Genomic DNA, 19,227 nt, shown 5'->3' with positions numbered 1-19,227 from the left:
CCCTCGAGGGTGATCCCGCGAAGCTGGATCATCCTCTTCGCTCTATCTTCGTGTTTGGGCATGATCTGATCCGAAAACCGGTCTCCACTTCTCGGGATCATGCCCTAGATCGGCACGGTCTGCGGCCGCTTCCATCGCACCCACCAGGCCACGATCAGGCGCGTCAGGGTGAAGGCGGTGAAAACCGTGGTGATGATGCCGATGCCGAGCGTGACCGCGAAGCCGCGCACCGGTCCGGTGCCGATATAGAACAGCACGGCGGCCGCGATGAAGGTGGTGATGTTGGAATCGAGGATGGTCGCCAGCGCCCGCTTGAAGCCGGCGTCGATCGCCGAAATCGCGTTGCGGCCGCCGCGCAGCTCCTCGCGGATACGCTCATAGATCAGCACGTTGGAGTCCACCGCGATGCCCACGGTGAGCACGATGCCGGCGATGCCGGGCAGCGTCAGCGTCGCGTTGAGCAGCGACAGCAGCCCGAAGATCATGGCGACGTTGATGACGACCGCGACGTTGGCGAACACGCCGAACAGCCGGTAGGTCACCAGCATGAACACGATGACCATGATCGAGCCGACATAGGCGGCGAGTTCGCCCTTGTCGATCGAATCCTGGCCCAGGCCCGGACCGACGGTGCGCTCCTCAACGACCGTGAGCGGGGCCGGCAGCGCGCCGGCGCGCAGCAGAACCGCGAGATCGTTGGCCGCCTGCACGGTGAAATTGCCGGAGATCTGCCCCGAGCCGCCGGTGATCGGCTCGCGGATCACGGGCGCGGAGATCACTTCCTTGTCGAGCACGATTGCGAAGGGCTGGCCGACATTTTCCGTCGTTGCCTGCGCGAACTTGCGCGAGCCGGCCGTATTGAAGCGGAAGCTGACGATCGGCTCGTTGGTGCGCTGGTCGAAGCCGGGCTGGGCGTCGGTGAGATCACCGCCGGAAACCAGCACCTGCTTCTTGATCACATAGGGCACCTTCGGCGACGACGCGCTCATCAGCACTTCGGAATCCGGCGGCACCCTGCCCGCCTGGGCCTGGTCCGGCGACACCGAGGTGTCGACCATGCGGAATTCCATCTTCGCGGTGCGGCCCAGCAGCTCCTTCAGGTGCGTCGGATCCTGCAGGCCGGGCACCTGGACCAGGATACGGTCGTTGCCCTGACGCTGGATCAAGGGCTCGACGGTGCCGAGCTCGTTGACGCGGCGCTCGACGATCTGGATCGACTGCTCAATGGTCTGGCGGAGGCGGTCATTGATGGCGGCCTCCGGAATGGTGAGCCGGATCAGCCCGCCGCCGGCATCAGTGACATCGAGCGAGCGCTGTCCGCTCGAGCCGAGCAGGCCGCCGAGCGGCTGCGACAGCTCGCGCAGCTTGGCGAGCGCGGTCGCCTGGTCGGTGTCGCGGCTGACGCGAACCTCGACCGCGTCGCCCTTCACCGCCAGCCCGGTATAGCCGATCTTGGCATCGCGCAGCGCGCGGCGCACGTCGTCGCGGATCTGGTCGAGCTTGTCCTTCTTCACCGAGTTGGCGTCGATCTCGAGCAGCAGATAGGAGCCGCCCTGCAGGTCGAGGCCGAGGACGAGCCGCCGCTGTGCCCAGGCCGGCCAGCTCTTGACCTGCGCCTCGGGGAAGAAGTTCGGAACGGCGCAAAGGCACACGAACAGCGCCGTCAGAATGATGCCGAGCGCCTTCCACCGCGTGAAATACAACATCGATTGGATCCGTCAGAATGCGGCGATCGCGAGCCTCAGCTCGCGGACGTCTCGTCCTTGGCGACTTCCTTGGCCGGCTCGCCCTTGGCGCGCACACCCGAGATCATCTGCCGCATCTGGCGCACGCGGACGCCGTCGGAAATCTCGAACTCGATCTGGTCGTCATCGACGACCTTGGTGACCTTGCCGACGAGGCCGCCCGAGGTGACCACGGTGTCGCCGCGGCGGATGTTCTTCACGAGCTCGGCGTGATCTTTGACCTTCTTCTGCTGCGGCCGCAGAATCAGGAAGTACATGATCACGAAGATCAGCGCGAACGGCAGAAGCGACATCAACATGCTGTTGGCATCGCCGCCGCCCGCAGCCTGGGCAAACGCAGGGGTAATCAGCATCCGGACAGTCCTCGTGAAACGGGAATGGCCCGGCAGCGCCTTTTTCGGCGTGCCGGGAGGGGTAAATTCGCGCGGACTATAGCGGCCGCGGTCCCAATTGCAACGCTGGCCGGCCCCCCAATTGCGCGCCTTGCGGGACCGTCCCCGGCCCGATATGGCTGCGCCGTCAGGAACTTGTGAGATGGCCAGAAAAACCAGCAAAACCACCACGCGCCGCCCTGCAGGGGCGGCTGCGCAAAAGCCCCGCCAGATCGCGGCAAAACGCCCCACAGCGACCGCCATTGGCCTCGCCGACGACACCCCCGAGCGGATCGCGCGGGCGCTCGAGGCCATCGCGGCGCAGCTTGCCGCCGCAAGCGTTGCTTCGGCCGCCCTGGAGTCGTTCACCGATGCCGACGCCTATGTCTGGCATCCGGACGGCAAGCTGACCAGGGTGCCCCGCGTCAGCCGGGTTGAAATGACCCTGCTCAAGGGCATCGACCGGATGCGTGACATCCTGATCGAGAACACCGCGCGCTTTGCCGACGGCCTGCCGGCGAACAACGCGCTGCTGTGGGGCGCGCGCGGCATGGGCAAGTCTTCGCTGGTGAAGGCGGCACACGCCACCATCAACCTCGATCGCAAGGCCGCCGACCGGCTCAAGCTGATCGAGATCCACCGCGAGGACATCGAGAGCCTGCCCTCCCTGATGGAGCTTTTGCGCTCCTCGCCGTTCCGCTTCATCGTGTTCTGCGACGACCTGTCTTTCGACGGCAATGACGCCTCCTACAAGTCGCTGAAGGCGGTGCTGGAAGGCGGCATCGAGGGCCGGCCCGAAAACGTCATCCTCTACGCCACGTCGAACCGCCGCCATCTGCTGGCCCGCGAGATGATCGAGAACGAACGCTCGACAGCGATCAATCCCGGCGAGGCCGTCGAGGAGAAGGTCTCGCTGTCCGACCGGTTCGGGCTGTGGCTCGGCTTCCACCGCTGCAGCCAGGACGAGTACCTCGCGATGGTGAACGGCTATTGCAGCCATTTCGGCATCAAGCTTTCCGAGGAAGAGCTCGAGCGCGAGGCGCTGGAATGGTCGACGACGCGCGGCTCGCGGTCGGGGCGCGTCGCCTGGCAGTTCGTCCAGGAGCTGGCCGGACGGCTCGGCGTCAGGCTGACCGGCAAGTAGCGGCAGGCTGCAGTCCCACCCACAACTGTCATTCCCCGCGAAAGCGGGGAATCCAGTATGCTGCGGCTTCTCCGTATTCAGTCACCGTCTCTGGAATACTGGATCGCCCGCTTTCGCGGGCGATGACGGCGTGTTTGTGGTGAGTGACTGCCCCGCTTCGGGCGAGGCTCAAGCCCCGTTGAGGAATTGAAGCGGGTCGACCGGCGTGGATCCTTTTCGGATCTCGAAGTGAAGCTGCGGCGACCCCACCTCCCCGGACTGACCCGACTTGGCAATCACCTGACCGCGCTTGATCGAATCCCCGCGCTTCACCATCAGCTCACTCGCATGGGCATATGCGGTGACGTAGCCGTTGGAATGCCGAATCAGGACCAGATTGCCGTAACCCTTGAGCTCGTTGCCGGAATAGGCGACGACGCCGTCCTCGGCCGCCTTGACCGGCGTGCCCTCGGGGACCGCGAGGTTGATGCCGTCATTGGCCTTGCCGTTGGTCTTGGCGCCGTAGCTCGTAATCACCTTGCCGCGCACCGGCCAGCGGAAGGTCGGCAGCGCGCCGGTGGCTTCGCTGGCTTTCACCGCCGGCGCCTCGGCCGCCGCGGTCTCTTCCGCCGTCGGTGCGGCCTGGGCGAGCCGCGCGCTTTGCGGCGGAATGGCTGCGGCAGCGAACTTGGTTGCGGGCGCGGGCGCGGCCGCCTGCTGCACGACGGGCGCGGCGGCGGGAGCCGGCTCGGCGGAAGCGGTCCTGCCGCCGGGCACGGTCAGGCGGGTGCCGAGCTTCAGCCTGGCTGACGTATCGAGGTTGTTGGCCCTGGCCAGCGCGGCCACTGAAATGTGGTTGCGGCGGGCGATGTTGTTGAGCGTGTCGCCGGGATTGACGATATGGACGCTGGACGCGCTTGCCACGACCGGCTTGCTCTCGGGCGCGGCCGGGGCCGGCGCCGCGGCGGTTGCGGTCGACCTCGGAATGATGAGCTGCTGGCCCGGCGACAGCGCGCGCGGCCCCTTGTAGCCGTTGGCGGCCAGGATCGCGGCCGGGGTCACATTGTAGCGGCGCGCCAGCACATCCAGCGTATCGCTGGTGCCGACGATGATCGTGGTGTTGCCATGGCCCGGCGCCCGTGTGGCCGCGACCGAGCGCGGCGGCACGCTGCCGGTGGTCTCAAGGTGCGGCTGCCCCGGCGGCGCATAGGAGGCCACACCCCGCCCGCCCCCGGACACCCCGGCCGACGACACCGGGTAGGAGCGCGGCGCGGAGACGGCCGGCGGCAGCGACGATGACTGATAGGGCGACTGCGGACGCGCATATTGCGGCAGCTCGCGCCGTTCGACGGGCGCGGGCGGCACCGAGGCGGTCGCTTCCGGCTGCGAGGCAAAGGGATTGGAGAAGGAGCTTTGCGAAAGCCGCGTCTGCATGTCGGCGCTGCAGCCGGCAAAGCCAAACGAGATCAGCGCGAGCGCCGCGACCTGCGGCAGGCGGCGCGAGCAAGGCAACTCGACAGCACGGGACATGGTTACTCACTCGTACGCAACAAACTACGGATTTGAGTAAACACGGCCCCAGTAAATAAGCGCTTAACCCCTCAAATAAGGTGTTGTCAGAACAGCTAATCCTGACATTCAGAGTTCGCGCGCAACGCCCGGAATTGCCGGCACAAAACGCACGTCCACGAGATCCTTCCGATCGATCCCGTCAGCCGTTTTTGTGAAGCGGATGAGGGTCTGGGTGCCGTGCTGGGGCCCCACCGGCGCAATCAGGATGCCGCCCGGCTCGAGCCGTTCGAGCAATTTCTCCGGCACCGCCTCCATCGCAGCCGTCACGATGATGCGGTCGAACTGGCCGGCGCCGGCGGGCACGTCGAAGCCGTCGCCGAACATCACCTCGACATTATAGCAGCCGAGCTTTTCCAGCCGCTCGCGCGCCCGGTCGGCCAGCGTGCGGAAGCGCTCGATCGTCAGCACATGGCCGGCGAGCCGCGACAGCACCGCGGCCTGGTAACCGGAGCCGGTGCCGATCTCGAGCACGCGGTGGCTCTTATGCAGCTTGAGCTGCTCGGTCATGTAGGCGACCACGAAGGGCTGGCTGATGGTCTGACCGCAGGCTATGCCGAGCGCGCTGTCGCGGTAGGCGTCGGCGCGATCCCGCTCCTCCACGAACGCCTCGCGCGGAATCTCCTCCATAGTGCGCAGCACGGCCTGCTCGCTGATCCCGCGTCGCCGCAAGGTCAGCTGAAACATCATTTTTTCCGGCGCTGTGGCCATGCCAGCCTCTTTCCGCATCCAAGACCTAACGCGTCGGACCGACAAGGTTGATCTGTCATCGGCTATGAGCAAATCCGGGTCCCTGCCGAATCACTGTTCCAGGCCCGGAACTCCGGTGAGAGCTTGGCGTTGAAGGCGGCGCCGATCAATCCGATCATCGGCCGCACGCCGTCCAAAGTTGCCGTTGCAGAACGCATTATTCGACCATGTTGCCGTTGCGCCAATCGACGTTATTTGCGAATTTCAGAACCGGGACAGGCAAGGAACGTAGTGAATGGCCGCAGCGCGGATGCCGCGTGGTAACGTATTCCTCGTCGAAGACGAGGTCATGATCCGCATGATGGTCGCCGACATGCTGGAGGAGCTCGGCTTTCGCGTCGCTGCGGAAGCCGGCGAGATCGGCGAAGCGATCCGGCTTGCGGAAACGGCCGACTTCGACCTCGCGATCCTCGATGTCAATGTCAACGGCAAGGTGATCTCGCCGGTGGCCGACCTGATCAAGGCGCGCAAGCGCCCCTTCATCTTCGCGACCGGCTACGGTTCGTCGGGCCTGCCCGAGGAATATCGCGACCGCCCTGCGCTGCAGAAGCCGTTCCAGCTGGAAACGCTCGGCAAGGTGATCGAGGCCGCGCTCAAGAGCGCGCCGGTCTGACGCGCTTCGAGGCTCTTTCCCTTATTTCAGCGTTTCCGTCAGCACTTGCGAGAACGCCTCGTCGGTGCGATCGAGCCTGAGCGGCGTCACCGAAACGTAGCGATCGGCGAGCGCGGCCAGATCCGTGCCCTCGGCCGGCGTATCCATCAGCGCGGTGCGCTCGAAGCCGATCCAGAAATAGGGATTGCCGCGGCCGTCGCGGCGCTGGTCGACCTTGAGGAAGCCGAGGTTGCGCGTGCCCTGCCGTGTCACCCGCACGCCCCTCACCTCCTCAGGCGCGCAGGCGGGGAAGTTGACGTTGACGACGGTGTTCTTCGGGACGCCCGCCGCGATCACCTTGCGCAGGATCCCGGGCGCGAATTTCAGCGCGGTGTCCCACAACGGCTTCTCGCGCGTCTCGACGCTGAATTCCTGCGACAGCGCGAACGACGGCAGCCCCAGGATGGTGCCTTCGAGCGCGCCCGCGATGGTGCCGGAATAGACCACGTCCTCGGCGACGTTGCGTCCCTTGTTGACGCCGGACAGCACGAGGTCCGGCAGCTTCGGCGCGAGGATGTGGCGTGCGCCCATGATGATGCAGTCGGTCGGGGTGCCGCGCACCGCGAAATGCTGGGGCCCGACCTCGCGCAGGCGCAAGGGATCGTTCAGCGACAGCGAATGCGAGACCCCGGACTGGTCGAGCTCGGGCGCGACGACCCAGACGTCGTCGGACAACGCGCGCGCGATCTCCTCGACCACCTTCAGGCCGGGGGCGTGGATACCGTCGTCATTGGTGCACAGGATCCGCATCCCGCCAAGCTACCTTCCTGATCGATTCCGTCAGCCTTCAGAGGCCGTCTTATCCGGTGATTGCGCGAGAGGCAAACCCCGCGGGAAGGGCCGGAAACGGCCTGTTCGCCGGCGAATTGAGCGGCGCTCGCGTGCTCCCGATATGATACGGTCCGTGACGTCTGGTATGAGGATTGCTCAACCCTTTGAGAACGACGAAGGGTTTTTATCATGGCCCGCATTGTTGTCGCGGTCGGGATTTTGTTTGGCCTCATTGTCGCTCATTCATTGCCGGTGCTGGCGCAGACCGACAGCGACTGTTTCCCATGGCAGGAAATCCGGGACGGCCGCTGCGTGCCCAAAAGCGCAGGACCTGCGACGCAGGTTCAGGCACCCACCCTCCCACGCCCTTGCGTCGGCGGCGCCAACGATGCCGGCGGCCAGTGCATTTGTCCCGCCAACACGCATCTGGATGGGCCCAGCGGAAGCTGCCTTGCCGATGTGGTGGCGCCGGTTCCGCCTCCGCTGCCTGCCGCGGCAGCGCCGCAGCCCGGCGTCACGATCGTCTGCGAGGGCGGGACGCCGAATGACGGGCGTTGCGCCTGCCCGGCCGGGTTCAGGCTGAAGCCCGCGCCCGACAATGCCGCCGGCGGCACCTGCGTCAGGACCGATGCCGAAAACTGCCAGGGCGGCGAGCTGACAACGTCCGGCGTCTGCCTCTGTGATCGCCGCGTCGTCATGTCGGGCGATGAATACGCGCTCGAATACGTCAACGGCAAATGCGTGCCGCAGCGCTGCCCGATCGCGGCCGCGAAGGAAGGCACATGTCCGCCCGCGCCGGTGCGCGCCGGCGCGCGCGAGCCGGAGGAAAAAACGCGGCCACGCTCGCCAGGGGTGGTCGAGAACGAAAGCGAGCACCGCCGCCATTGCGGTCGCGGCATGGTCCGCACCCGCTCCGGCTGCGTGCCGGGGCGACACCGCTACCCCGGCATCTACGAAATCGACCCGGCCGGCGGCCCCAATCAGCTCCCGAGCTACCTGAACGCGCTGCCGCGGAACTAAGGCTAGCGTCGCACCCGCCATTGGGGCAGGAAATGTGCGCGTGCCCCTTCGGCTTTGAGCCGCGGCCATGCCGGCATCACCGGAGGCGGCTGGACGACAGGCGACGCGGCCGTCTGCGCTGCCGGCTTCACCGGCTCGGCGCGCGGCGGCTGGATCATTTCCAGCACGCTGTCCACCAGCGAGAGCGGGGTGCGCGGCGGCGCCGGAAAACGCGCGCGGGCGAGCGCAACCGCCTTGTCGAAATCCTCGGCGCTGAGCCAGTCCAGCGCATGCATGCGCTGCAGTCGATCGTCATCCCAGAGGCCGGCGACGTCGAGGTCGTAGGCGCTGCGACGCTTCTGGTCGACGGCCTGGATACCGGCGCCGGTGACGGCCCATTGCTTGCCCACCCAAAAGATGTCGCGATGAAAGGCCATCGGTACCGGCTCTGAATGGTTTTGCCGCTAGTGTCCCGGTTCTGACATTCGCATGATGTCGCGGAACACTAGCAAATATAAGGTTCTAGTGTGGCTGCTCTGACGTTCCCTCGAGAAATGTGCTGCGAAAATGAAGGGAACGTCAGAGCCGCCACACGGGCGGCTAATGACCAAAGGATACCGTCGCGCCTCGCGCAGGCAACAGCGAAGGCGAAGCGCGAGGCAGAAAAAAACGCGATGAGACTATTTTGCGTGCTCGATCACCCTTAACCCGCCCATATAGGGCTGCAATACGTCGGGAACCGCGATCGAACCGTCCTGCTGCTGGTAATTCTCGATCACTGCAATCAGCGCCCGGCCAACGGCGGTGCCGGAGCCGTTCAGCGTGTGCACGAAGCGCGGCTTGCCGTCGCCTGCGCGATAGCGCGCATCCATGCGGCGGGCCTGGAAATCGCCGCAGACCGAGCAGCTCGAGATTTCCCGGTATGCCCCACCCTCGCCCTGGCCGGGCATCCAGACCTCGATGTCGTAGGTCTTCTGCGCCGAAAAGCCCATGTCGCCGGCGCACAGCGTCATGACGCGATAATGCAGATCGAGCTGGCGCAGCACCTCCTCGGCGCAGGCAAGCATCCGCTCGTGCTCGTCCTTGCTGGTCTCCGGCGTCGTGATCGAGACCAGCTCGACCTTGCTGAACTGGTGCTGGCGGATCATGCCGCGGGTATCGCGCCCGGCAGCACCCGCTTCCGCGCGGAAGCAAGGTGTCAGCGCGGTAAGCCGCATCGGCAGCTCCTTCTCCTCGACGATGGACTCGCGCACGAGATTGGTCAGCGAGACCTCGGCGGTCGGAATGAGGCCGAGGCGTTCGCTGCGCAATCGCTCGTCGGGCGCCGCCAACAGCTCGCCCTTGATGGCCCAGAACTGATCGTCCTCGAATTTGGGCAACTGCCCCGTGCCGAACATGACCTCGTTGCGCACCAGAAGCGGCGGATTGATCTCGGCATAGCCGTGCTCGCCGGTGTGCAGGTCGAGCATGAACTGGCCGATTGCGCGCTCCAACCGAGCCAGTCCCTTCTTCAGCACCACGAAGCGCGCGCCTGACAGTTTTGCCGCCGTTTCGAAGTCCATATAGCCAAGCGCGGTGCCGAGCTCGTCATGCGGCTTCGGCGCAAAGCCATAAACGCGCTTGTCGCCGAACACATGGCGCTGCACATTGCCGTGCTCGTCGGTGCCGTCAGGCACTTCGGGCAGCGGCAGGTTAGGGATCGCCGCGAGTTCTTTGGCAAGCTCCTCGTCGGCATCCTTTGCCTTTGCTTCGAGCTCCGGCATCGTGGTCTTGAGCTTGGCGACCTCTTCCATCAGCGCCGCCGCGCGGCCCTCGTCCTTCGCCTTCTTGGCTTCGCCGATCTCCTTCGAGGCCGCATTGCGCCGCGCCTGCGCCTGTTCGGAGGCCAGGATCGCCGCGCGGCGCCGTTCGTCGATCGCCAGAATGGACGCGGACAGCGGCGCCAGCCCCCGCCGGCTCAGGGCGGCATCGAAGGCTTGCGGATTGTCGCGGATCGCTTTGATGTCGTGCATAACGGGAGTTCCTGAGTACCGAGCCTGCAAACGGTCAACGCCGATGTTGACGGGTTACGGCGCGTTTCCAGTACCCCGAATAGGCCGGATTTGGAACAGTGAAGGTAGGCCCTACTCCGCCGGCTTGGCGGAGGCCGGTGGCCCGCTGGACGAAGCCTGCGATGCCGCCTTCTTCTCCACCATGCTGACCGCAATGATCGAGCCTTCGTAGAGCGCCAGCAGAGGGATCGCCAGCGAGCATTGGCTCAGGATATCGGGCGGCGTCAGCACCGCGGCGATGATGAAGGCAACCACGATGAAATAGCGGCGCTTCTCGCGCAGCATCTTCGCGGTGACGATGCCGACGCGGCCAAGCAGCGTCAGGATCACGGGCAGCTGGAACGCGATCCCGAACGCGAAGATCAGCGACATCATCAGCGACAGATATTCGCCGACCTTGGGCAAGAGCGCGATCTGCGCGGTCTCGGCGCCGGCGGCCTGCTGCATCCCGAGCGAGAAGCGGATCAGCATCGGCAGCACCACGAAATAGACCAGCATGGCGCCGAGCACGAAGAAGATCGGCGTCGCGACCAGATAAGGCAGGAACGCGTTGCGCTCGTGCTTGTAGAGCCCCGGCGCGACGAACTTGTAGATCTGGGTCGCCACGATCGGAAACGAGATGAAGCCGGCGCCGAACAGCGCAAGCTTGAGCTGGGTGATGAAATATTCGAGCAGCGCGGTGTAGATGAACTTCGAATTCTCGGGCCCCGCGACCCACACGAACGGCCAGACCAGCACGTTGTAGATCTGCTTGGCGAAGAAGAAGCAGAAGATGAAGGCAATCCCGAACCCGATCAGCGCCTTGATCAGCCGCGCCCGCAGCTCGATCAGATGGTCCATCAAGGGAGCCTTGCTGGCCTCGATGTCTTCGGCGCTCATGACGCTTTGGCGTCCTTGAGCACGTCGGGCGGCGGCGCGATGTTCAACGGCTCGCCGGCGGCATGGTTTTCGGCTTCAGCGAAGGTTTCGGGCTTCGGTGCTTCGGGCGTCGTCGGGACCGCCGGGGTGTCGACGGAGGCTGCCGGTGCTTCCAGCGCGGGCGCGCTCGTGGCCGCGGGCTTGTCGACATCGCTGATATTGAGAGCGTCCGAGACGTCCTTCTGCAACGACGTCATGACGTTGTTGCCGGCGAAACCGGTCGCGGCTTCCCGCACCTCGTCAAAGCTCTTCTTGAGGTCGGCCATCTCGGCCTCGCGCATGGCTTCCTGGAACTGGCCCTGGAATTCGGCGGCCATTTTGCGGGCCTTGCCCATCCATTGGCCGACCATGCGCAGCACGCCGGGCAGCTCCTTCGGGCCGATCGCGATCAGCGCGACAACCGCGATGAGAACGAGTTCACTCCACCCGATGTCGAACATAAGAGCTTCCGTTCACGCGAAGCCGTGCTGCTTCCGGCCCACGAGCATGGCAGTGGCGCGCCAGCGCGCGCCCAGCGTCCTGTGCGGGGTCCCCGGTCAGACAGCCTTGCTGCCGACGTCCGACCTTGCTGCCGAGGACGGTGCGGCATTGTGATCGATGGCCTTGACCGGCTCGGTCTTGTCCGCGGTCTTCTCGTCGTCCTGCATGCCCTTCTTGAAGGCCTTGATGCCCTGGGCGACGTCACCCATCAGATCCGAAATCTTGCCGCGGCCGAACAGCAGCAGGACCACTGCGATCACCACGATCCAGTGCCAAATGCTAAGTGAACCCATCCTGCAACCCTCCGAACGTCAAAAGGCCGTGGCGCGGCCCTGTCTAACGCGGAAGGTAGGCCCGCGGGTTGCCAAAAACAAGGACTTACGCCCCGCCTGATGGCGATCAAATCTACGTCTTGCGGCTACCGTTAATCGCCCGGGAGCAGCGCATTCGCGCTAGCTGTTCTCGTCCTTTTCTGGCTCAGCCGGCGGGATGTGTTCCGGCTCGACCGCTGGCGCGAGCGCCAGTTCCAGATCGCCGGGTTCGAGCGGGTCCTCATCCTCGCGCAAGGCCGGATCGTCCGACGGCGACGGCACGCTGAAGCCCGTCGGCAGGCGCGAGTCGAGAAGGCCGGTGCCCTTGAGCTCGTCGAGCCCCGGCAGATCGCCGATACCTTCCAGCCCGAACTGCGACAGGAACGCTTCAGTGGTTCCGAAGGTCAGCGGGCGGCCCGGCGTCTTGCGGCGGCCGCGCGGCTTGATCCAGCCGGTTTCCAGGAGAACATCCAGTGTTCCCTTGGAAGTGATCACGCCGCGGATTTCCTCGATCTCGGCGCGCGTCACGGGTTGGTGATAGGCGATGATCGCCAGCACCTCGATGGCTGCGCGCGACAGCCGCCGCGTCTCCGTGCTCTCGCGCGTCATCAGCCAAGCGAGATCGGTCGCGGTGCGGAACGTCCATTTGTTGGCGATGCGGACGAGATTCACGCCGCGCGTGGCATACTCGGCCTGCAACTGGGCGAGCGCCGCCTTGACGTCGACGCCATCGGGCATGCGCTTGGCGAGCGCTGCCTGATCGAGCGGCTCGCTTGCCGCAAACAACAGCGCTTCGAGAAGGCGCAGTTCTTCCGGCCGCACATTCTGATCGGCAGGGAGAGCCTCCTCGACATCGGCGACATCCTCAGTGCGTTTTTCCGCCAGGCTGGCCATGGTACGGTCTCCTTCTTACTCGGCGGTCACTTCAGGGGCGGCCGGTTGCGGCGGACGCTTGCGGAAATACAGCGGCGCAAACGCCTCTTTCTGGTTCAGTTCCATTTCGCCTTCGCGCACCAGTTCAAGCGCAGCGGCAAAGCTCGAGGCAAAGACGGTCGCGCGCTGCGAAGGCTCGACGACATAGCCCATCAGGAAATCGTCGAGGCAGCTCCAGTCCTCGGCGATGCCGACCAGCCGCTCCAGCGACGCGCGGGCCTCCGCCAGCGACCACACCGTGCGTTTGGTCAGATGAACCGATGTGAGGACGCGCTGCTGGCGCTGCACGGCATAGGCCGTCAGCAGATCGAACAGCGTCGCGGTGAATTTCGGATGCTTGATCTCGGCGATCGCTTCCGGATTGCCGCGCGGGAAGATGTCGCGCTGCAATTGCGGGCGATTGATCAGGCGGTTGGCGGCCTCGCGAATGGCTTCCAGGCGCCGCAGGCGGTTGGCGAGCGCGGTCGCCATTTCCTCCGCACTCGGCCCGTCCGGCGTCGGAGGCTCCGGCAGCAAAAGGCGCGACTTCAAATACGCAAGCCAGGCCGCCATCACGAGATAGTCGGCGGCAAGCTCGAGGCGGATCTTGCGGGCCGCCTCGATGAAAGCGAGGTACTGGTCGGCGAGCGCCAGGATCGAGATCTTGGCGAGATCGACCTTCTGTTGGCGGGCCAGCGCCAGCAACAGGTCGAGCGGTCCCTCATAGCCTCCGACGTCGACGACCAGCGACGGCTCGCTCTCGGCGATTTCGGCAGGGCGCCCGGTCTCGAAGGAAAGGATCTCAGCGGTCATGCGCGCGCCACCCGATCGATCAACGCATCCAGTTCGGCCCGCGCCGCGCCCCGGTCGAAAGGCTGCGGCGGCTTGCGGGCAGCCAGCGCCAGTCGCGCACGGTCGAGCGGCCTGCCCGACAATTCCGGCGTCGCACGGGCAACGTCCTGCATTTCATCGAGTTTCCCATTGCAATGCAGGACCAGGTCGCAGCCGGCGGCAAAGATCGCGCGCGTCCGCTCGGCGATCGATCCCGCCAAGGCATTCATGGACACGTCATCACTCATCAACAAACCCTGGAACCCGATTACGCCGCGAATCACCTGTTCCACCATTGTCGCAGAAGTCGTCGCCGGTTGGGCGGGGTCGATGGCGCTAAACACAACATGCGCGGTCATGGCCATCGGCAGGTCCGAAAGCGGCCGGAATGCCGCGAAATCGGTCCGTTCGAGCTCGTTTTTCGGCGTATCCACCACCGGTAGCCGGTGGTGGGTGTCGGCGGTCGCCCGCCCGTGGCCGGGGATGTGCTTCAACACCGGCAGCACACCGCCCTGCTCCAGGCCGTCCGTGACGGCCCTGGCAATCGCCGCGACCTTGACCGGCTCGGTGCCGTAGGCACGATCCCCGATCACGGCGTCGGCGCCGGCAACGGGCACGTCGGCCAACGGCAGACAGTCCACCGTGATGCCGAGATCGGCCAGATCGGCCGCAATCAGCCGGGCGCTGAGCCGGGCGGCGGCAAGACCCGCCGCCGATTCGAGGTCATAAAGGGCACTGAACACGGCTCCGGCCGGGTAGACCGGCCAGTGCGGCGGCCCCAGCCGCTGCACCCGCCCGCCTTCCTGATCGATCAGGACGGGGGCATCGGGGCGTTCTGCCGCATCGCACAATTCCCTAACCAGCGCAGCGGTTTGCTGCGGGTTGTCGACATTGCGTTTGAACAGGATGAAGCCCCAAGGGCGCTCGGCCTGAATGAAAGCGCGCTCGGCAGCGGCAAGCTCGGTTCCGGCTATCCCGATGATGAAGGCGCGCATGCTCATGCTGCGCCGATTAGCCCGCACCTCGCCGGGGGGTCAAGGAAACCGCGGTCAATTCCTTTGGACGACGCACTGGCCGCCCGCGCTCTTCAGGTTGCCGCAGAATTGCGATGCCTCCTCCGCCGAGCCGAATGGTCCCACCATGGCACGGTAATAGGTGCCCTTGTCGCCGAGATCGGCGCGCCGGATCACTGGTGTCTGCGAGCCCAGCACGCCGGGGAACTTGCCCTGCAGCGCCCGGAAGGATGCCTGCGCGTCGGACTCACTGCGCTGCGAGGAGACCTGGACCATGAAATTGCCGCCCGCGCTCGCTGCGGGCGCAGGCGCGGCCTGGGTCGGATTGGTTGCGGCAACCCGGGTCCGCGGGTCGGGCGCGGGCGCCTGCGGCGAGGCTTCCGGCGTGAGCGACATCGGCGCATTGGCGCTGGCATTGGCCGACGACGGCGATGACTTTGCCGCGGCCGCCTTCGCGGCCGCCGCCGGCGATTTGGCCGCCGGCGCAGCGCCCGGAACGGCGGGCGCAGCGGCTTGTCCGCCGTCAGCCTGGTCGCCGCGCACGGTCAATGTCCTGACCTTGCGCGGCTCGTTGTTCGGCAGCGTACCGTTGGTCGGGACCGGGCCCGCGCTCGCAGCCGGGATGGTGGCCGGCGCGACGCTCGCTGGCGATGGCGGGTTGCTGTTCTGGTTCAGCGGCGGGAACACGACACGGGGACCGCCGCTGGCGGCCCGCGCATTGACGTCGACGGGCGTCTCCTCGCGCGAGACGATCTTCTCGGCACTGTCGCCGACGGCCATGCGATCGGGCACCTTGGGTGTCCCGTCGGCTGGCGACGGCATGACCTTGGTCGGACTGTTGTCGGCGCGGATGATCGGCGGGTCGCCGCTGCGCGGCACACTGACATAGCTGCGATAGGCGAATGCCGCCCCCGTCCCGACCACTGCCAGCACCAGCACTGCCGCGACCTTCAGCAAGCCGCCGCGGCGCTTCTCGCCGCCATCTTCACCCTCTTCCGCATAGCCCTGCTGATAGGCATAGGGGTCGTCGGGATAGGCGGCGTCACGCTGGTAATCGTGCTCGCCCTCGAGCTGGCCGTAGAGCGCGTCGTCGTAGCGCGACGGATCGACCTCGACCTCGCCCTCGCCCTCGTACGGCTGCTCGTCATATGCCTCCTGCGGCGCAGGATGCTGCGCGTAACGATGCAGCGGATGCACCGCGCTCGGCTGATAGTCCGGCTCGGGCTCAGGTTCGGGCTCTTCGTAGACGGGCTGTCTGGCTTCCGGCTGGATCTCCTGGCGGTTGGCGCGCTGCATCCAGGACGGTGGCGCAGGCGGCGGCGCCTCGTCGTACTCGGGCTCTTGCGGATAGGGATCGGGCACTGGAGCGCTGCGCGGCTGAACCTTCTGGCTGGCGCGGCTGGTGGTGCCGAAGGGATCGGTCTGACCGATCAGACGCGCAAGCTCCGCAAGCGGATCGCTTTCGCGTCCATGCGGGTCGGTGCCCTGATCCTCGTAGTCGGCGGGAAAACGCCTGTCCTGGTATCGATTAGCCATCGTGATGATGCATCCCCTTCGGGAAGCGCCAAGTCGCTATCGCAAGCGAAATGGCCCCTGCCAGATGCCCTCACAAACCCCCATTCGTGAGTGCCGTCACCCCTTAGTGCTTACCGCATCTCGGTCGGGGCATGGACGCCAAGGATGGCCAGCCCGGATGCCAGAACCGAGACGACGCCCTGAACCATTGCCAGTCGCGCCCTCGTGATCTCTGCATCATTATTGATAATGAAGCGTAAATAGGGCAGATCGCGCCCCTTCGTCCAGAGCGCGTGAAATTCACTTGCGAGATCATACAGGTAAAAAGCGATTCGGTGTGGCTCATGTGCTGAGGCCGCCGCCTCGACGGTCCGCGGATAGAGGGCGAGCCGCTTGAGCAGGTCGAGTTCGGTGGGGTTGGTCAAGCGCTCGACCGGGGCCTTGGCGAGGTAGCCGAGCCGCGCCTCCGCCTGTTCCGGCAGGTCAGGCAGCACCTCCTCCCGCGCATTGCGGAAGATCGAGTGGCCGCGGGCGTGACCGTACTGGACATAGAACACCGCGTTGTCGCGCGACTGCTCGATCACCTTGGCGAGGTCGAAATCGAGCACCGCATCGTTCTTGCGGAACAGCATCATGAAGCGCACGGCATCCGAGCCGACCTCGTCGACCACTTCGCGCAAGGTGACGAAATCGCCCGAACGCTTCGACATCTTCACCGGCTCGCCGCCGCGCAAGAGCTTCACGAGCTGGACGATCTTCACGTCGAGCGACGCCTGATCCGCCGTGACCGCCTTCACCGCGGCCTGCATGCGCTTGATGTAGCCGCCGTGATCGGCGCCCCAGACGTCGACGAGATCGCGGAAGCCGCGATCGAACTTGTCCTTGTGATAGGCGATGTCGGAGGCGAAATAGGTGTAGCTGCCGTCGGACTTCAGCAGCGGACGATCGACGTCGTCGCCGTAGGCGGTGGCGCGAAACAGCGTCTGCTCGCGGTCCTCCCAGTCCTCGACCGGCGCGCCCTTCGGTGGCGGCAGCCGGCCTTCATAGACGTCGCCCTTGGCGCGCAGGAAATCGATGGTCTTGGCGACGCGGTTGTTGCCGCCCTCGATCAGCGAGCGCTCCGAGAAGAACACGTCATGCTTGATGTTGAGCGCGGCAAGGTCGCCCTTGATCGCCGCCATCATCATCGCGACCGCCTTGTCGCGCACGATCGGCAGCCATTGCGCTTCTGCCATCGCCTTGAGCTTGTCGCCATGCTCGGCGGCGAGGACCTCGCCCACCGGCTTCAGGTAATCGCCGGGATAGAGCCCTTCCGGGATCGCGCCGATGTCTTCGCCGAGCGCCTCGCGGTAGCGCAGGAACGCAGAGCGCGCGAGCACATCGACCTGGGCGCCGGCATCGTTGATGTAGTATTCGCGCGCGACGTCGTAGCCGGCGAAGGTGAGAAGGCTCGCCAGGGCGTCACCAAACACCGCGCCGCGGCAGTGACCGACATGCATCGGTCCTGTCGGATTGGCCGAGACATATTCGACGTTGACCTTGCTGCCCTGCCCGATCGCGCTTTTGCCGTAGGCGACGCCCTCGGCGAGGATGGTACGCAGCGCATCCGACCAGGCCTTCGGCCTCAAGGTGAGATTGATGAAGCCGGGACCCGCGACATCGACCGAGGCGATCAGTTCGTCGGCGCGCAGTCCGGCGGCGATCTGCTCGGCAAGATCGCGCGGCTTTGCCTTGGCCTCCTTGGCGAGCACCATCGCGGCATTGGTCGCCATGTCGCCATGGCTTGCGTCGCGCGGCGGCTCGACCACGACGCGCGAGAAGTCGATGCCCTCGGGCCAGCTACCCTCGCGGGCGAGCGCGGCGCAGACGGCGTGCACGCGCGCGAGCACGTCGGCGAAAAGATGGGAGGATAAGGGTTTATCGGCCATGGCCGCCGCCTAACGCAATTCCGGGGTCGAGTCAAAAAGCCTTTGGTGCTCGATCAGCGCGAAACGGTCGGTCATCCCGGCGATGAAATTGCCGATCCGTCGCGCGCGTTCGGGCTCGCTTTCGCGCTTGCCGCCGTCGAGCCATTCGGCCGGCAGATCGCGGGGGTTGGCCTGGTAGCGGGCAAACAGGTCGGACACCACCTGTTCCGCCTCGCCCATCACCCGCATCACCCGCGCGTGGCGATACATGTGCTGTTTCAGGAAGCCCTTGATCGCCGCCTCTTCCTGCGCCACCTGGGGCGGAAACGCGATCAGGGTCTCGCTGTGGCTGCGAACGTCCTGCGCCGATTGCGGCTGGACCACATCGAGGCGCCTGACTGCTTCGGCAAAGACCGCCGAGATCAGGTAGGAAATCAGCTCGCGCACGAACTCGGCGCTGCGGCGGTCGTCGTCGAGCCCGCCATAGCGCCGGTCGATCGTATCGATGATCTCGGCGGCGAGCGGCATCACGCGCAAGTCGTCGAGGGCAAACAGGCCGGCGCGAAGGCCGTCGTCGATGTCGTGCGCATCATAGGCGATGTCGTCGGCGATTGCCGCGGCCTGCGCCTCCAGCGACGCGAAGCTCCATAGCTCCAGATCATAGTGTGTGACGTAATCGGCGATGCCGATGGGAATGCCGCCATCGCGGTAGCGCCCGACCGGTGCCCCGCCGCGGTCGGTCAGAGGGCCATTGTGCTTGACGATGCCCTCGAGCGACTCCCAGGTCAGGTTGAGCCCGTCGAATTCCGGATAGCGGTGTTCGAGCGCGGTCAGGACGCGCAGGGTCTGCGCATTGTGGTCGAACCCGCCAGCGGCTTTCAGGCAGCGGTCGAGCGCGCGCTCGCCGGCGTGGCCGAACGGCGGGTGGCCGAGGTCATGCGCCAGCGCCAGCGTTTCCGTGAGATCCTCGTCGAGCCCAAGCTGCCGCGCCAGGGCCCGGGCGATCTGCGCGACTTCAAGCGAATGTGTGAGCCGGGTGCGGTAATGGTCGCCTTCGTGGAACACGAAGACCTGCGTCTTGTGCTTCAGCCTGCGGAAGGCGGTGGAGTGGATCACCCGGTCGCAGTCGCGGCGGAACGGGCTGCGGGTCCGGCTCGGCGGCTCCGCGACCAGCCGGCCGCGGCTCTCGTCGGGGTCGCAGGCATAGGGCGCGCGGGGGGCAGCCATTCCGACCGACACGGTATTTTTAGTCCTTATCCATTTGATTCCGCGACACTACGCACTTAACTATGGGAAGCGCGGGATACCA

The 19,227-nt window shown here is 65.9% G+C and carries 19 protein-coding genes; 3 read left to right on the top strand and 16 right to left on the bottom strand.

Features of this window, described 5'->3' with window-relative positions:
* Positions 1-104: 104 nt before the first annotated feature.
* Entirely contained in the window at positions 105-1,706 is a 1,602-nt protein-coding gene (gene secD / locus QOU61_RS18210; protein ID WP_289661221.1) for a protein translocase subunit SecD, read from the bottom strand.
* 35 nt (positions 1,707-1,741) lie between these two features.
* Positions 1,742-2,098, bottom strand: coding sequence for a preprotein translocase subunit YajC (gene yajC, locus QOU61_RS18205; RefSeq protein ID WP_289661219.1), 357 nt, complete (start codon positions 2,096-2,098; stop codon positions 1,742-1,744).
* 181 nt (positions 2,099-2,279) lie between these two features.
* On the opposite strand from yajC, the gene QOU61_RS18200 reads away from it, so the two are divergent.
* Entirely contained in the window at positions 2,280-3,260 is a 981-nt protein-coding gene (locus tag QOU61_RS18200) for an ATP-binding protein (RefSeq protein WP_289661217.1), read from the top strand.
* Positions 3,261-3,428: 168 nt separating this feature from the next.
* On the opposite strand, the gene QOU61_RS18195 is transcribed toward QOU61_RS18200, so the two are convergent.
* A complete protein-coding gene (locus QOU61_RS18195) occupies positions 3,429-4,769 on the bottom strand; it encodes a LysM peptidoglycan-binding domain-containing M23 family metallopeptidase (protein ID WP_289661215.1) in 1,341 nt (446 codons plus the stop codon).
* A gap of 108 nt (positions 4,770-4,877) precedes the next feature.
* Positions 4,878-5,519: a protein-L-isoaspartate(D-aspartate) O-methyltransferase gene (locus QOU61_RS18190; RefSeq protein ID WP_502876936.1), complete on the bottom strand. Its 642-nt coding sequence runs from the start codon at positions 5,517-5,519 to the stop codon at positions 4,878-4,880.
* Between the two features lie 274 nt (positions 5,520-5,793).
* Between QOU61_RS18190 and QOU61_RS18185 the strand changes: the two genes are divergently transcribed.
* Complete coding sequence (locus tag QOU61_RS18185; protein WP_289661209.1) at positions 5,794-6,171, top strand: response regulator; 378 nt, start codon at positions 5,794-5,796, stop codon at positions 6,169-6,171.
* 21 nt (positions 6,172-6,192) lie between these two features.
* Here the strand turns inward: QOU61_RS18185 and surE are convergent, their stop codons facing one another.
* Entirely contained in the window at positions 6,193-6,960 is a 768-nt protein-coding gene (gene surE, locus QOU61_RS18180) for a 5'/3'-nucleotidase SurE (RefSeq protein WP_289661207.1), read from the bottom strand.
* 210 nt (positions 6,961-7,170) lie between these two features.
* Here surE and QOU61_RS18175 point away from each other — a divergent pair, with 210 nt between their 5' ends.
* Complete coding sequence (locus QOU61_RS18175) at positions 7,171-8,001, top strand: hypothetical protein (protein WP_289661206.1); 831 nt, start codon at positions 7,171-7,173, stop codon at positions 7,999-8,001.
* Between the two features lie 2 nt (positions 8,002-8,003).
* Here QOU61_RS18175 and QOU61_RS18170 read toward each other — a convergent pair whose 3' ends face one another.
* The 11 genes from QOU61_RS18170 to QOU61_RS18120 form a co-directional block, all read right to left on the bottom strand.
* A complete protein-coding gene (locus QOU61_RS18170) occupies positions 8,004-8,417 on the bottom strand; it encodes a hypothetical protein (protein WP_289661204.1) in 414 nt (137 codons plus the stop codon).
* Between the two features lie 243 nt (positions 8,418-8,660).
* The gene (serS, locus tag QOU61_RS18165) at positions 8,661-9,992 is read right to left on the bottom strand and encodes a serine--tRNA ligase (RefSeq protein ID WP_289661202.1); all 1,332 of its coding nucleotides are present in this window, start codon (positions 9,990-9,992) and stop codon (positions 8,661-8,663) included.
* A gap of 111 nt (positions 9,993-10,103) precedes the next feature.
* Positions 10,104-10,910: a twin-arginine translocase subunit TatC gene (gene tatC, locus QOU61_RS18160; protein WP_289661200.1), complete on the bottom strand. Its 807-nt coding sequence runs from the start codon at positions 10,908-10,910 to the stop codon at positions 10,104-10,106.
* Entirely contained in the window at positions 10,907-11,389 is a 483-nt protein-coding gene (tatB, locus tag QOU61_RS18155; protein WP_289661198.1) for a Sec-independent protein translocase protein TatB, read from the bottom strand. Before tatB ends, tatC begins: the two co-directional genes overlap by 4 nt.
* A 96-nt stretch (positions 11,390-11,485) precedes the next feature.
* On the bottom strand, positions 11,486-11,722 hold the full coding sequence (locus tag QOU61_RS18150) for a twin-arginine translocase TatA/TatE family subunit (protein WP_289661196.1): 237 nt from the start codon (positions 11,720-11,722) through the stop codon (positions 11,486-11,488).
* A gap of 159 nt (positions 11,723-11,881) precedes the next feature.
* Positions 11,882-12,634, bottom strand: coding sequence for an SMC-Scp complex subunit ScpB (gene scpB, locus QOU61_RS18145; RefSeq protein ID WP_289661194.1), 753 nt, complete (start codon positions 12,632-12,634; stop codon positions 11,882-11,884).
* Positions 12,635-12,649: 15 nt separating this feature from the next.
* Positions 12,650-13,465 (bottom strand): segregation and condensation protein A, encoded by an 816-nt coding sequence (locus tag QOU61_RS18140; protein WP_289661191.1) that lies wholly within the window; start codon positions 13,463-13,465, stop codon positions 12,650-12,652.
* Complete coding sequence (gene nagZ, locus QOU61_RS18135; protein ID WP_289661189.1) at positions 13,462-14,484, bottom strand: beta-N-acetylhexosaminidase; 1,023 nt, start codon at positions 14,482-14,484, stop codon at positions 13,462-13,464. Before nagZ ends, QOU61_RS18140 begins: the two co-directional genes overlap by 4 nt.
* Positions 14,485-14,532: 48 nt before the next feature.
* Positions 14,533-16,032 (bottom strand): SPOR domain-containing protein, encoded by a 1,500-nt coding sequence (locus QOU61_RS18130; protein ID WP_289661186.1) that lies wholly within the window; start codon positions 16,030-16,032, stop codon positions 14,533-14,535.
* 110 nt (positions 16,033-16,142) lie between these two features.
* Complete coding sequence (gene argS / locus QOU61_RS18125) at positions 16,143-17,939, bottom strand: arginine--tRNA ligase (protein WP_289661184.1); 1,797 nt, start codon at positions 17,937-17,939, stop codon at positions 16,143-16,145.
* 9 nt (positions 17,940-17,948) lie between these two features.
* The gene (locus QOU61_RS18120; protein WP_289661182.1) at positions 17,949-19,157 is read right to left on the bottom strand and encodes a deoxyguanosinetriphosphate triphosphohydrolase; all 1,209 of its coding nucleotides are present in this window, start codon (positions 19,155-19,157) and stop codon (positions 17,949-17,951) included.
* Positions 19,158-19,227: the final 70 nt, after the last annotated feature.

The organism is Bradyrhizobium sp. NP1, from assembly GCF_030378205.1.
Lineage (GTDB): Bacteria > Pseudomonadota > Alphaproteobacteria > Rhizobiales > Xanthobacteraceae > Bradyrhizobium.
This window is presented reverse-complemented; position numbering and strand designations above follow the sequence as displayed.